This window comes from Armatimonadia bacterium, from assembly GCA_039679385.1.
Lineage (GTDB): Bacteria > Armatimonadota > Zipacnadia > Zipacnadales > JABUFB01 > JAJFTQ01.
The window spans coordinates 1-14,279 of the sequence record JBDKVB010000125.1 but is presented as its reverse complement, the minus strand read 5'-3'; the positions used below and the strand labels follow the sequence as shown (position 1 = coordinate 14,279).

Here is a 14,279-nt window from a genome sequence, read left to right as displayed (position 1 = left end):
CTGTTCGAGGATTTCGCCCTCGCTGCGGGCAGCCCCTCCCTGGGGCCTGCCGCGAGGACCTGTCGCGGTCACTCCATGCCGGTCCACACCGCGCCAGGCACGACGATCTCCTCCCCGCCCTCGAAGGGGTAGTCGCGGACGGTGAGCCGGTTCCCCTCCAGGGCGGCAATCTCGAAGCCCGTGTCGCCGGTGAGCAGGTAGACGCCCGACTTGGCGACCTCGGCCGGGAGTGCCGCGTCAAGCTCGAGGGTCGAACCTTCCACCTTCACGATCTTGCGGACCGTGCGTGGAGCATCCAGGTGAAGGCGCATCTCGCCGCAGGACAGGTCCGTGCCGCTCAGCAGATACGCCCGCAAGGGCTTGCCCGTGCGATCGACGGAGACGATCCCGAAACGTCCTGCCATGCGCACCGGGCCGTAGGTGTGCGGCTCGTCGTCCAGTGCAGAGATCACGTAGTCGGTGCGGTCACCGACCTCGACCGCGAGGCAGACGGCGCCCTCGGCAGCCGGCTCAGCAGCAATCCGTCGCACTGCTGTCACCGGAGGCGTCTCCGTCTTGTAGGGGCACAGCACGGCCGCGAAGACACTGCTCAGCTTGTCCTTGGCGGAGCGCTCCGCGAGCACCTCCGTGATAGGTGGCGCGTGGAGCTGGTCGCCCTTGTTGCTGCGCCAGCCGGGAGCGTCGGTCACCCAGAGGCGGTCAGTCGGCCCGGCCATGAAGAGCCGGAGCTTCGCAGCACCGTCCTGCCAGGTGGCCTGCCACGACTCCGGCGGGTTGTCCGCAGCCCGCAGGTTCGTCAGCCACGACCTCTTGCCCTCGCGAGGCTGCACTTCTGCGCCCGTCAGGCCGACAAAGCTCCCGTTGCAATTCAGGCCGTACTGGTGCTGCTTGCCGCCGTCCACGCGGAAGAAGTCGACCACGTAGTTCCCGCCGTCGGGCACGCGGATCAGAGCGCAGGTGCGCCGGTACTGCGAGCACTGGTCATAGGCGTCGGCAGATGCCTGCATGATCTCAAGGCCCGGTGTGGCCGCGAACAGCTCCAGGGTCGAGTGACGGCCGGCACCCCTCTGGTTCTCTCCATCCACCGTCACCAGATTGTGCGCCAGGGTGCTCCTGGTCCAGGAGTTCCGCGGGTCATCCCAGATGTAGCCACGGTCCGAGGCCAGCTCCTGGTTGAAGGCGTGGTACACGATCCCTAACGTGTCAGAGTGGCGGTGACCGTGGGCGCAGTAGCCGTTGAAGTAGAAGGAGGTCTGCGAGGCGTCGTTGCCTGCCCGCATCACGCCCACTTGCCAGCCTGGATAGTATTCAGTACGCAGACCGAGGTCAGGGGCGCCCTCCGGCGCTTTGAGGTCGGGGTCGCGATGCCACAGCGCGTACTCGCTGCCCATCTGGTCCAGAGGCTTGCCCTGAAGGGTCTGTAGCAGGCCAGCATACTGGGCGCCGTAGACCGCGGCGAGGATCTCGACATAGTGCGGACTGGTGGCGCTTCCTGAATGGGTGTCGCCGATGACCGGAAACTTGAGATCAGGCCGCAGCATGCGCACCATGCTCTCCAGCGCCAGACGATAGCGCGGGATGTGGGTGAAGGGGTCGAAGTTGTCGAAACGCTTTCCGTCCGCAGCGATGTACCCCGCCGGGTCGGAGTAGCCTGCCAGCAGGTCCGGGATCTCCTCCATCAGTCCCAGGTGCATGCTGGAGTAGGAGGGCGACTCCTTGCAGAATCCGTCGAAGTGGAAGCACTCTCCCAGGAGGCTCTCAAAGCCCTCCAGGGCTCGGCGCACCCGTTCCGGCTGACCAAAGAGGATGCCGACGGCGCCGCTGAGCGCGCGTCCTGGACCACACTTGTTGTTGATGTCCTTGTAGTTCTCCATGTCGGCGCAACCGGCCAGCAGCAGGTTGTCGCAGATGCGCTGCTTCATCTCCTCCGAGTAGACCGGCCTGCCCTCTGGGTCAGTGGCATCCTTGGTGAGGTCGTAGGCGACCACGGCGTTCAGCAGCGTGCTTCCCTCACCGCCGGCGCCCGTACTGAGTCGTCCAGCGCCCCAGAACCCGGCATCAAGATCGCCGAAGCCATCCTTGTTCCGGTCGCGCATGATGGCGGCAGGATGCCGAATCACCCCGGCTGCAAACTCCCCGGCCGCCGGGTGCAGCCCCATTTCGCGCGCTGCCTCGGCCGGATCACAGTCGGCGAAGCACCCACCGTAGCTGTGGTACAGGTACTTGGGGAACACCTCGGCCACGCGCTCAAGGATCCAGGCCACACGTTGGGCGTAGCGTGCGTCGCCCGTCAGTGCGTAGACCTGTGCAAGCCGTGGAACCTGGCCGAGCACCCAGGAGAGCTTGTAGGTCCGTAGCAGGCCGGTGAAGCTCACCTGTACCGGGCGACCCGCCCACAGGTAGGCGTGCTTGCCCAGGTCCTCCTCCGGGTGCGCACGCTGCGCGTCATTGATGTAGTAGGTGAAGGTCTGGCCGCTCTGCGGACACTCCAGCACTCCCGTCTCGGGGTACTTGGGGTTGGGGAACTCCGCCCCGCAGTAGCGGCAGCGCAGCTTCTCGGGGTCTGACACACTCCAGCGCCAGACGCCGGACTCGCCCATCGAGCACTTCTCGCCGACGCAGGCCGGGCACACCTGACCGTAGGTCGACCAGGGAGTGAGGTCGGAGACCATCCCACGGAAGAACTCGCGGTCCTTCGACAGGGCGAAGGACGCCGACTTCTCCCAGCTTGCGAGGAGGTCACGCGCCCACTGGTACTTGGCGACGTTGGCGCGTGCAATCTCAAGATTGCGCGGCTTGTAGAGGGTGCAGGGCGCTGCTTCGAGGACCACGGTTGTGAACAAGGCGAGCAGGCAGCAGATCGCGGTGACCAGGGGCCAGGTGTGGCAGTGCATGCCGGAGGACCTCCACGCGGCTGTTGTCGGGTGCGCAAGGCAAGGGTGCCTTCCTCTCCTCTCGGCAGGCACCTCCCCTCTTCTGTCGGGTTGGGCTGACCGAAACCGCGGGAGCGGCCTCGGGAGAGGGAACAGTTGGCGCACCGGCGAAGAGGTTTTGCATCCAGCCTGGAGGATCACCCATGAACCATCGTGAGCGCGTCCTGACAGCTCTATCGCATCAACGGCCCGACCGTCTGCCGCGGGACTACTGGGCGACCGGGGAGGTTACCGAGCGACTGCTGCAGCACCTCAACCTTCCGGATCGCGAGAGCCTCCTGCAGCACTTTGGCTTTGACCTGCGCACCGTCGAAGGCCCGGCCTGCGTAGGACAGACCTTCCGCCGCCATCCGGACGGCAGCGTGGAGGACCTCTGGGGCGTCCGGCGGCTGCCCAAGACCATCACGGGCACCGGGTACACCTGGACCTACCAGCATGTCGTGGAGCCGCCTCTGGCCTCGGCTTGCACCGCCGCCGACGTGGACAGCTACAACCGTTGGCCGAGTCCCGACTGGTGGGATTACTCCCAGGTGCGGAGCCAGTGCGCGGCCTACGAGGGCTATGCCGTGGTCAGCGTCGGCGACCGCCTCGACCGGACCGCGCAGCTCAAGCCCATGATGTACCTGCGCGGCATGGAGCAGACCTACCTCGATCTGGCGACCAACCCCGAGGTCACCGAGGCGATCATCGCGCACATCGTGGAGTACTTCCTGGAGTACAACCGGAGGGTCTTCGAGGCAGCCGGCGATGCTCTCGACATCCTCATGACCGGTGACGACTTCGGCACCCAGCAGGGCCTCATGATGAGCCCGCAGACCTGGCGGCGGTTCCTCAAGCCGGGCTTTGCCGCCTTCATCGAGTTGGCCCATCGCTACGGGCTCAAGGTCAGGCACCATACCTGTGGAAGCATGGTGGACCTCATCCCCGACTTCATCGACTGTGGCCTGGATATCCTCCAGTCCCTACAGCCGCAGGCCGCCGGGATGGACCTGGGGCGACTGCGCCGCAACTACGGTCGGGATCTGTGCTTCCAGGGCGGCATCGACATCCAGCAGGTGATGCCCTACGGCACGCCGCAGGAGGTCCGCGAACACGTGCGCCATCAGATCGAGGCAGCGGGGACCGAGGGCGGCTACATCATCTGCACCGCCCACAACCTCCAGCCCGACACGCCGCTGGAGAACGCTCTCGCCCTGTTCGAGGCCTACGAGGAGTTCAGTTAGGCCTGCGCCGTGGCTAGCTCCGCCGCCTACTCGTAGAACCAGGAAGCGGGCACGATCTTGAGCTGCAGGGACAGGCCGCCGGAGTAGTTGAAGTAGGTGATGTACGCGCTCTGCCCGACCCAGGTGATCGCCGGGTAGGCCCAGCGGTCATCAGCGCGGTCCTCTAGCTGCCGGAGGTGGCCCCAGGTCTTCCCCTCGTCCTTCGAGATGGCGCAGGTCAGCGGATTCCGGCGCGTAGGCTTGTCCACGTCGTGGTTCCACACCGCTACCAGATCGCCGGTGGTCGGGATGCGGCTGATGGCCACGGGAGCAGCCGTGCCGCGCAGGTCCGTGAGCTCGGGCTTGCTCCAGGTTTCGCCACCGTCGCTCGACAGGCTCGCAAACTGACCGCCCAGTCCCGTGCGCATGAGCATTGGGACTCTGCCGTCCTTGAGCTCGACACAGGCGGGCTCGAAGCAGGGACCGCCCTCCGGCTTCACGCGACCGCCGTCTCGCCAGGTCTGCCCGTCATCGTCGGAGAGGCAGCAGTAGCTGTCGCCGCCTTCCCAGGCCTCCAACAGTATCCTGCCCGAGGCCAGACGAAGCGAGCGTCCGTTGGTGAGACCGGTGTACTTGCCGGCGGGGGAGAGCTGCTTCGCCGGGCCGAAAGTGCGGCCTTCGTCGCTTGAGGTCCGCATCATGACGCGGCAGTCGGTGCTCTCGCTGTTCTTCTGGCAGTAGAACAGCGCAAGCGCGCCGCTGCGCAGACGCAGGAAGTTGACCTCCATGACGTTGCAGCCGCCGTCGTTCTCGACGAGCGTGTACTTGTCGCCCCAGGTCATGCCACCGTCCTCGGAGACTCGTCCGACCAGCTTCGCCGGACCGTGGTCGGCCCCGCTGCCCGCGTAAAACTCAGTCCATCCGAGGAGCAGCTTACCGTCCCGTAGCTGAACGATGGCTCCTTCACTGTTGCGCGGATTCTGAGGCCCAACCGGTCCGGGAACGAGGTGCGTGAGGCTGTCGGTGCTCATCTGAGCGGTCCCTCCCAGGGGCAGCGCAAGTAGTAGAACGAGGAGCGCAGGGGTCAAGGACAGCCTTGCGGAGTACCGGGTCATCTCTTTCCTCCCTCAGAGCGCAGCAAGTGTTGCGCGCGACCCCAGGACATCGGGCACAAGGTTCGCCGAGGGTGAACCGCCACCTTCACGACTCGGGCAGGTCGCCATGGCCTATATGCCGAACCTGCCGACCGCCGAACATCAACTGAACGGGAGACTCACTCATGCCACTCATTGATATGCCACTGGAGCAACTGCGCAGCTACCAGGGTCGCAACCCGCGCCCGGACGACTTCGACGAGTACTGGGAGGAGGCCCTGCGCGAGATGCACGCCGTGGACCCCCAGGTCGCGCTGGAGCCGGCCGAGTTCCAGGTCCCGGGTGCCGAGTGCTTCGACCTGTGGTTCACCGGAGTCCGCGGAGCGCGGATTCACGCCAAGTACCTGCGACCTGCGCAGGTGACAGCACCTCACCCCGCGGTCGTCATGTTCCACGGCTACAGCGGCAGTTCCGGCGACTGGCACGACAAGCTCAGCTACGTCGCGATGGGCTACTCCATCGTCGCGCTGGACTGCCGGGGACAGGCAGGCAAGTCCGAGGACAAGGGCGGCGTGACGGGCAACACCCTCCACGGGCACATCATCCGCGGCCTCGATGACGACCCCGCGAACCTCCTCTTCCGCCACATCTACCTCGACACCGCGCAGCTCGCAGGGATCGCCATGGACCTTCCCGAAGTCGATGCGGACCGCGTCTGCGCGATCGGCGGCTCCCAAGGCGGCGGCCTCACGCTGGCCTGTGCTTCCCTCGAACCGCGCATCCGCAAGGCCATCCCGTCCTTCCCCTTCCTGTGCGACTATCTGCGCGTGTGGGAGATGGACCTGGCGAAGGCCGCCTACGACGAACTGCGGACCTTCATGCGGATGTTTGACCCGACCCACGCCCGCGAGGACGAGATCTTCACCCGCCTCGGCTACATCGACTGCCAGTACCTGGCCCCGCGAATCCGTGCCGAGGTGCTGATGGGCACCGGCCTGATGGACACCGTTTGCCCGCCCTCCACTCAGTTCGCGGCCTTCAACAAGATCACGTCGCCGAAGGAAGTCGTCATCTACCCCGACTTCGGCCACGAGGGTTTGCCGGGCTTCACTGACCGCGCCTTCGGGTTCCTGACCAACTGGTAGCCCTTGCCGAGCACTCTGAATCAAGAAGGGCGCCGTGACCTTACCGGCGCCCTTCTCAGCAAGTAGTTGTCCGTTGCCCCTCAGCCTTCTGCCCTCAGGAGCAGCACGTTGTGGCGCTCCTCGTCGAGGACGAAGGCGTCGGCGAAGCGGTACTGCTCCGTGAACCCGGCGGACCGTAGCAGGCTCAGCTTGTCCTGGTCACACGCCGCGACGGTGGCGTGGATGCCGCTCATGCCTGCTTCGTGAGCCAGTCGCAGGGTCTCGGTTGCGAGCCCCTGGCCCTCCATCAGGTAGTGCGGGTGGACCACCAGGTCGAAGGTCTTCACACCCGTCTCGTAGCGGGAGCCCAGGCTCAGTACGAAGGCATAGCCCACCAGGCTGCCTGAGTTGGTCTGCAGCACCGTCATCAGACCGCGACCATCCTCGACGTGGTGCAGCGCCGAGATGAAGGTGGGAGTCCACCGGGAGAGCCCGGTGAGATGCCAGCTCTTGCGGGCCTCGATCCAGGGGGCGGAGAAGTCCAGCATGCGGTCGAGGTCGTGTCGGTCGCCGATGTGGCCGAGCCGCACCGTCACCGGCAGACCCGGGGCGAAGTACTGCTCGTCAAGGGCCGCGAAGCTCGGAGCCACGGAGGGCTTGAGGAGCGCCATCGCGCCCGAGTTGGCCGTCGGCGGGATGAACTCGAACCCGAATCTGCGGTAGATGCGCCCGGACTGCTCACTCGCTGAGCACAGCAGGCAACTCCCCAGGGGATCGGCCTTGAAGTGGTCGACGACTACCCGAGTCAGCTCGTGGGCGATGCCCTGCCCGCGCCAGTCGGGATCTGTGTAGACGTGGCCGAAGTTCCCGACATACCAGGTGCGTCCGTCGTCGACTCGCGGCAGCCCATACCAGATCTGGCCGACAAGGCGGCCTTCCACTTCACCAACGAAGTAGCGGTCCACCGAGTGCTCGGTATACTGGCCCAGGACGCGCTGGCGGATGCCGCGGGAGCTGTCGTCGTCCTTGTGGCGCAGGAAGTGCAGGAGTCTTCGGGCGCAGTCCTCCTCGGGAGGTTCACAGAGCCGGATCGTCATCGTCGCACCGTTCCTGAGCGCAACCTCGGCCAGGGTCGTAAGCATTCTGTTCCTCACTTTGGCGCGTAGTGGTCGGCGACTGACTGTCGGACACAGTGGCTCCTGCGAGGCGCGAATCACCCGCCCGCAAAGACACCAAGGAGACGAGAAATGAGAGTTCCCGCCTGCCTGCTGCTATCCCTGCTTCTGGTGAGCCCCTGTCTGGCGCAGACCTTCCGCGAGGACTTCGAGACCGGCGCCGGCGGCGCCTACTCCTACTACAAGGCGCCCGAGGACCTCAAGATCGAGCGTCTCCAGGGTCAGGCCGCCTCGGGACAGTGGTACCTGCGAGGCGTCCTGCCCGGCCAAAAGAAACTGGAAGGCTTCGCGATCACCGCCATCGGTCTGACCGGGGCGCGTCTCGCCACCGTCACCACCTCCGTGCGCGGCAAGGGGGAAGTGTGGCTCTGCCTGATCTCCAACAACGGCTGGCTGTACTCCCCGACCACCAAGACCCTGACCGACCAGTGGCAGGAGGTGTCCCTGTCCAAGGCCCTGATGGCCACCGACAAGTCGCTGGGCATCTACTTCATCACTCGCGACGTGCAGCCCGGGGCAGTGTTCGAGGTCGATGATGTCCGGGTGAGTCTGGCTGCGCCGCCTGAGACCTCCGATGTCGAGGTCGGCCCCTGGCGGCTGGAAGCGGAGGACTTCGCACCCAACGGGAAGACCGTCGCTGCTGATCCGCAAGCCCTCGAAGGGAGCCTGATCCGCTCCGAGCAGTACGTGGTTGCAGCCGACCTCCCTTGCCCGCGCACCAGCAGGCCGGTTCGAGTCGCCTGCCGCGTCCGCAGTGGCGACGAGAAGGACACCTGGCGCCTCACCACCTCCCAGGGCGGCAACACCCAGGCTGTGCGCACCGCGAAGCCCACGCAGACGACCGACTGGGAGTGGCTGACCTTCGACGCCGTATCCCCGGGCGAGCTGGGCGACCGCTTCAGTCTCTGCTCCAATCGCGGCCCCGGCGCTCGCGGAGCGGTCTGTCTGGACAGCATCGTCGTCAGCACGACGCCCGACCTCACACCGGAGCAGCTAGCGGCAGCGCCACAGTTGCTCGGGCGACGTCCGCTGGTGGCAGTCGGACAGGGCGATCTCGCGACCGCAACCACGATCGACGGCTTCGTCGCGGTCGGCGCCAAGAGCCCGGCGCAAGCTCCGACGCAGGTACGGATCGCCTATGACGACCAGTGCCTCAAGCTGCGCTTTGATTGCCCCGAGCCGCTCCTCGACACCGCCCAGCAGCGTCGCCATGAGTTCCTCGCGAAGGTCACGCAGCGCGATGGTGACCTCTATGCCGACGACTGCGTAATGCTGCTGCTACAGCCCGCGGGCTCGACAAGTGTCTACGACTTCTCGGTCAACGCGCTGGGCACCATCACCGACGCACGCTGCAGCGAGCCGGACCTATGGGCTTCCCGCGACGTGACCTGGAACTCGCAGGCCACAGCTCGCGCGCAGATCGAGGAGAGGCGCTGGTGGGTCGAGCTGTCCATCCCCTGGAGCGACCTCGGCGGCAAGCCGAAGCCCGGCGACCAGTGGCGTGTTAGCTTCGCCCGGTCGGCCAAAGGACGCAAGGAGCAAAGCGCCTGGAATCTCACGAACAAGGGAGTGCATGACCCGGCGGAGCTGGGAACGCTGGTGTTCGCTGAGAGCGTTCCGTCGCTGCAACTCCAGCCGCCGGCGACGCTCAAGGCGAAGGGCAATGCGCTGCCGCCTGCGAGCACCGACCCGAAGGCGCGCGTCCTGAGCTTCACCGAGATCAGAGCCGCCGGGGGCATGAGCCACGTCTACGGCGACTCCTTCGACCTCCCACGAGAGGGGGAGGTGCAGATGGCCTACGGCGTCCTGGATGCCGCCAGCCTGCAGCCCTTGTATCTGACCCCGGTGCTGCCTCAGGGCATCAAGTCCTCCCTCGCCAACCTCACCCTCTCCTGCGACGGTCCCTACGAGCTCTTCCTCAACGGTCAGCCTCTTGCGCAGGGCACAGCCACCTCCGGCGCCAAGATCGAGGCCGCACTGGAGAAGGGAAGCAACGTGTTGGCTCTGCGTCTGCAGAAGGGTACTGCGGCCCTCCAGGGACAGATCGGTGAGTGGCGCTTCGATGCCTCCGACTGGGTCATGGCTCCGGCGGATACACCGAAGGCCCTCGACCCAACTCTTGACGACGGGGCCTGGGTACGAGCACCGAAGATCGGCGACGACACGCTGCTTGGGCCGGTCGTGGGCAGCAGGGACAAGCCGACGGTTCTGCGCTGCACCTTGCTGTACGAGAAGACGCGGGTGTGGCCGACGCCTGAGCCGGTCTACTATCTGGCCCAGGGCGTAACCCAGCACCTTGCCTTCCGCATTGAGGGCCTCCCCGGACGCAAGCTCGATCAGTGGGAGAGCTTCCTCGCGGTGCCGCCGGGGTTTGAGGTTCTGGGCAGCACCGGCTTCTACGGCGTCCGCCCGGGCATCCCCAGATGGACCACCACCGACCTTGGCGAGCAGACCGTCCTGGGCAAGCGGATGAGAGTCGCGAAGATCGCCGCCGACCAGCCGATCCTGACGGGACGACACTACATCATGTCGGAGTTCCAGGCCTTCGTGCGCGTCACCCAGGACAACGTCCCCGCAGACGCGCAGTTCGTGTACTGGTCTCGCGCCAACGGTGGCAGCGTCCTCGAGGCCCCGCAGACGATCAAGGTGCGAGTCCTGCCGCAGGTGAAGGGCGCTCAGTGCAAGACCCTGACCTGGCAGCTCTGGGGCGGCTGGCTGTCGAACATGGACAACCTGGCGATGCGCGAGCAGGTCATGGACTGCGCCCGCGCCGCCGGGTTCAATGACCTGGTTTCCGGTGACCGCTGGACCTCGGACAACGCCCCTCGCTTCGGCCTACGGCATACCATCGGCGTCAACTTCGAGTCCTGGAACCTGAACCTGGGACCCTACCTTGCCGAGCACCCGGAGCAGCGGTTGATCAATGGGCAGGGCAAACCCAGCGACTCCCTGATGTGTACCACCATGCTTCTCGGCGAGGGCTGGGGTGCGGTCCGTGACTGCCTGCGTGAGAGGATCGAGACCATCCGGCCCAGCACCCTCGACTATGACTACGAGTACGGGCCCTTCGCCGGACCGCATTCCTGCTACTGCGACCGGTGCCTGAAGGCCTTCCGCGACTTCGCGAAGCTCCCTGAGGGGCAGAAGCTCGACGCCGACCTCCTTAGCCGACAGTACCGCGACCAGTGGGTGGACTTCATGGCCCACCGTGTGGCGAAGCTCTTCGGCGCCTTCCATCGGACCATCCACGAGCTGTCGCCGGACACCCGGTTCAGCGTCTACAGCGGCTATGCAACGCCCGACAATGCCGAGCGCTACGGCGTCGAATGGCGCTATGTGGGCGAGGAGAAGGGCTGCGATCACGCGGGATGCGGCTACGGGAGGCCGGTCGAGGCGGTCGCTGCAACCCGTGAGGCGCTGAAGGGCATCCCACTCGTCTGCGGTGCGCTCCTCACTCCCTACGAGCGAGACGTCCTGACCCCGGTCACCGCACTAACGAAGGCCTGGTTGCTGCGCACGGCCCTCGATAGCACCGGCGGTGTGCTCGTCTACGAGCGCACCGAGATGGATGGCAGAAGCTGGATCGCGATGGGTGAGGCCACGCGCCTGGTGGCGAAGTATGAGGACCTCTTCGTGCAGGGCAAGCACCTGTCCCTGCCGGGTCTGGATCCCGCACAGGTCGAGGCCTTGCAGCACGGGACAGCGACGCTGGTCTTGCTGATGAACCCGACCAGCAAGCCCGTGAGCCTCAAGGTCCCGCTGCCCGTGGAGTGGGGAAGCGGCGAGGAGTTCTACAGCGGCAGCAAGGTGGCCGCCGGTACAACCGTGGCGGTGCAACTGGAGCCCGGCGAAGCGCAAGCGCTGGTACTGGGGCACTGAGGCTCGGTCCTGCACCGCTATCTACGAAAGACGCCGCAGGCGGCTTCCCGAAGTCGGGGAGTTCGCACTGCGGCGTCACGTGATTCCACGGGTCTACAGCAGGCGCCTTAGGGTGTATCGCCCCACACTTCGGCCTCGACAATCGTCATCGCTTGCCCGGCGGATCGTGCGGCGAAGCTCAGTCGCAGGTAGCGTGCGGTCGTCGGCGCTTTGAGGTCGAGGGTCACGTCGTATATGTCTGCCCCGGCCTCAAGGGCGGCGGCCTGCCCCGCCGGTGTCCAGATCCTGCCGTCGGCGCTGACTTCCGCCGTCGTGACCGGCAGGCTGTCGCTGACCCACAGCTTCGCGCACCGCAATCGCCAGGCCTGCTTGAGGTCGAAGGTGATGCTCACCGGGTCGGTGCGCTTGAAGCTCACCATCCAGGCGCTCGCAGGCAGCTTGTACGGCGCGTAGTTCTCCGGCTTGCTCTTCTCGGCCAGAATGGAGGCGCGACGGTCGGTCAGCTTGCCCTTGGTGACCGCAACCTCGCTGACCGCAGCATCGGCCATGGCGTCGGGCGCCAGCGAGTAGCTGTATGTCGCCCCTGTGTCGAGGTTGCGCGGGAACCGGGGCGTCTCCTCCTGCCACAGCACCTTGTTGCCGGTCAGGCAGTAACCCTCAGCCGCGGGCTCCTGCCAGATCACACTGTCGGGCAAACGGAAGCGCCAGATATCCAGGCCGACCGGCGCACCGAAGGAGCGGACCCAGCTAGTGAAGAACTCCTGCCAGGCCGGGTCCTCGTTCGCCTTGAACTGGAAGGGGTTCGCAGCAAACAGGATCGCTGCGCCCTGACCGAAGGTGTGGCGGGTGATAGCAGGAGAGCTGTCCTCGAAGCGTCCCAGGACCTGCGTCTCGTCGCTCGGCTTGAGCGAGAAGGCTGTCGTCGGGACCTCCAGCGTGTACCGGTGGTCGTCGACGGCGACCGTCATCGTCTTGACCTGGAGCTTGTCTCCCACCTGCACTCCGAACAGCTCGCTCCGCGAGGCCGTGGTGTCGTTGCCGACCGTGTCTGTCTCGAAAGCCTGCGGATCGCCGCAGACCAGCGTGCCACCGGCGCGGACGAACTCCTTGAGCTTGTCCACCACTTCCGGCCGCTGGTAACGGGCTGTGGGCACGTAAAGGACATCGAACCGGTCCCGCAGCGACGGCCACGTCAGGACCTGCCCGGGGTCGATGAACTGGAACCAGGAGCCCGCAATCGGTCCCAGGAAGGTGTAGCAGGCCTCGGTGAGATACCAGTGCGTGCGGCCGTCGCGGAAATCGCTCTGCAGCGAGTCGTCGTTGTAGAGCACCGCTGTGCGGCGGTAATCGGGGTACTTCGGACGCGGCATCTGCCGGATCAGGTCAATGACGTTCATGACCGTGTGATGCCGCCGGGGTGAACCGAACATCGTCACCCGGGTGTCGCCCACGAGCTTCTTGCTGTTCGAGACGTCCGGCATGTACAGGTGCAGGCCGTGACCACCGTTGCGGAAGACCTGGCTGAGCTCCTCCACGGCCTCTTCCGGACGAGTGGCGAAGCCGTAGTTCTCGATGTGAGCGCAGGGCCAGACCTCCTTGCCGGTCAGGTCGACGAGGACCTTGGTGAGGAGCCCCAAATACTGACGCCAGCGCGACTGCCGCGGCAGATACTGGTGGGTGAAGATGTCGAAGTAGGGCGCCTGACTGCTGAACTCCCGACCATGGACACCGCCGACCGGATCGGTGCTGACGAGGTGCACCTTCGGGTCGAGGCGCTGGACGGCGTCGTGCAGACGTTGGTATCGGTCCCGCATCCTCGACGCCGCCCAGCGCTGATAGGCGATCCATCGGTACGGGTTCTTGTCCTCGGGTCCCTGCGGGATTCCCCACTTGCCGCCGCCGTACTTCTGGCGAACCTCTTCCTCCGCCTGCGCGAGGTAGGGGTAGTCCTTCGGCGGCGCCGCCATCAGGTCGACGCCTTGCCCCATCGCGATCTCGTCCAGCTCGTCCCCGGTGTAGATCCCCCACAGGTGTGGGTGCGGTTCCGTAAGCAGCGTCTCTATGCCGCTGATGTAGTCGTCGATCGCGCGCGGATCCAGCGCCCAGGGAACGCCCGGCGGAAGCGCCCTCGTGTAGCCCGCCATCTTGATGTCGTAGCGCTTGAAGGGTTCGACACGGTCACCGGCAACCTGGCCGCCGATGACAATGAGACCATGAGTTCCATAGTCACGGAAGGTCTCGTCGGCGACATAGCGCACGGCAAACCGGCGTGCGGTCTCGCGCATCAGCGAGAGGTTGAGAGTGTGGCTCCACATCAGCACGCCGTCACGCGCGAGACCGGGCGGTTCGTTACTGAGTAGCTCCTTGAACAGCGGCTTGTCAACGACCCAGGTCCTCGGCTGTCTGGTCTCGGCGGCCAGCAGGTCAAGGTCGGAAGCGTAGAGAGGTTGGTCGCCGACGGTCGCAGCGAAGCTGACCTGACCCTTTGCTCCGGCGGGCACCTCATAGGGTGCGCTCAGGCTGGTCGTCTTGCCCGCCGGCACCTCTGCAGCGGTCGCACCGATCTCCTTCCCGCCTGTCTCAACTCGGAGCCGGACTGTGACGGGCTGCCGGCCCTGGTTCGTGGCAGCGACGCGGAAGACATTGTGGCCGGTGTCCCTGAACTGCTCACCGGCGCCGCCGCGGGAGAGTATCTCGAGGCCAACCGGCCCTGCAGGTGCGGCGAAGTGCATCTCGCCGAGCTTGGCCGGGTCGGAGAACCCCGACGAGGGAGCCCAGGAGCTGACCTCCGGCTCTGCACCCTTGCGCTCGCGTCCGACATTGAGGCCCCAGGTTTCCCCAGGCACTGGACGGCCGCCGATCTCCGCAAGTG

Annotated in this window: 7 protein-coding genes; 3 read left to right on the top strand and 4 right to left on the bottom strand. The window is 66.0% G+C overall.

The window, feature by feature from the left end; all coding sequences use genetic code 11:
* Nucleotides 1-68: 68 nt before the first annotated feature.
* Nucleotides 69-2,894 (bottom strand): heparinase II/III family protein, encoded by a 2,826-nt coding sequence (locus ABFE16_13975; protein ID MEN6346403.1) that lies wholly within the window; start codon nt 2,892-2,894, stop codon nt 69-71.
* Nucleotides 2,895-3,076: 182 nt separating this feature from the next.
* Between ABFE16_13975 and ABFE16_13970 the strand changes: the two genes are divergently transcribed.
* Nucleotides 3,077-4,156 carry a uroporphyrinogen decarboxylase family protein gene (locus ABFE16_13970; GenBank protein MEN6346402.1) on the top strand — a complete coding sequence of 360 codons (1,080 nt, stop codon included), beginning with the start codon at nt 3,077-3,079 and terminating at the stop codon, nt 4,154-4,156.
* A gap of 26 nt (nt 4,157-4,182) precedes the next feature.
* On the opposite strand, the gene ABFE16_13965 is transcribed toward ABFE16_13970, so the two are convergent.
* Nucleotides 4,183-5,166 carry a sialidase family protein gene (locus ABFE16_13965; protein MEN6346401.1) on the bottom strand — a complete coding sequence of 328 codons (984 nt, stop codon included), beginning with the start codon at nt 5,164-5,166 and terminating at the stop codon, nt 4,183-4,185.
* A 248-nt stretch (nt 5,167-5,414) separates the two neighbouring features.
* Here ABFE16_13965 and ABFE16_13960 point away from each other — a divergent pair, with 248 nt between their 5' ends.
* Nucleotides 5,415-6,374, top strand: coding sequence for an alpha/beta fold hydrolase (locus tag ABFE16_13960; protein ID MEN6346400.1), 960 nt, complete (start codon nt 5,415-5,417; stop codon nt 6,372-6,374).
* A gap of 80 nt (nt 6,375-6,454) precedes the next feature.
* On the opposite strand, the gene ABFE16_13955 is transcribed toward ABFE16_13960, so the two are convergent.
* Nucleotides 6,455-7,495, bottom strand: coding sequence for a GNAT family N-acetyltransferase (locus ABFE16_13955; protein ID MEN6346399.1), 1,041 nt, complete (start codon nt 7,493-7,495; stop codon nt 6,455-6,457).
* Nucleotides 7,496-7,600: 105 nt separating this feature from the next.
* Between ABFE16_13955 and ABFE16_13950 the strand changes: the two genes are divergently transcribed.
* Nucleotides 7,601-11,407, top strand: coding sequence for a carbohydrate-binding family 9-like protein (locus tag ABFE16_13950; GenBank protein MEN6346398.1), 3,807 nt, complete (start codon nt 7,601-7,603; stop codon nt 11,405-11,407).
* 107 nt (nt 11,408-11,514) lie between these two features.
* Here ABFE16_13950 and ABFE16_13945 read toward each other — a convergent pair.
* Nucleotides 11,515-14,279, bottom strand: a 2,765-nt coding sequence (locus ABFE16_13945) for a beta-galactosidase trimerization domain-containing protein (GenBank protein MEN6346397.1), incomplete at its 5' end; no start/stop codon positions are given.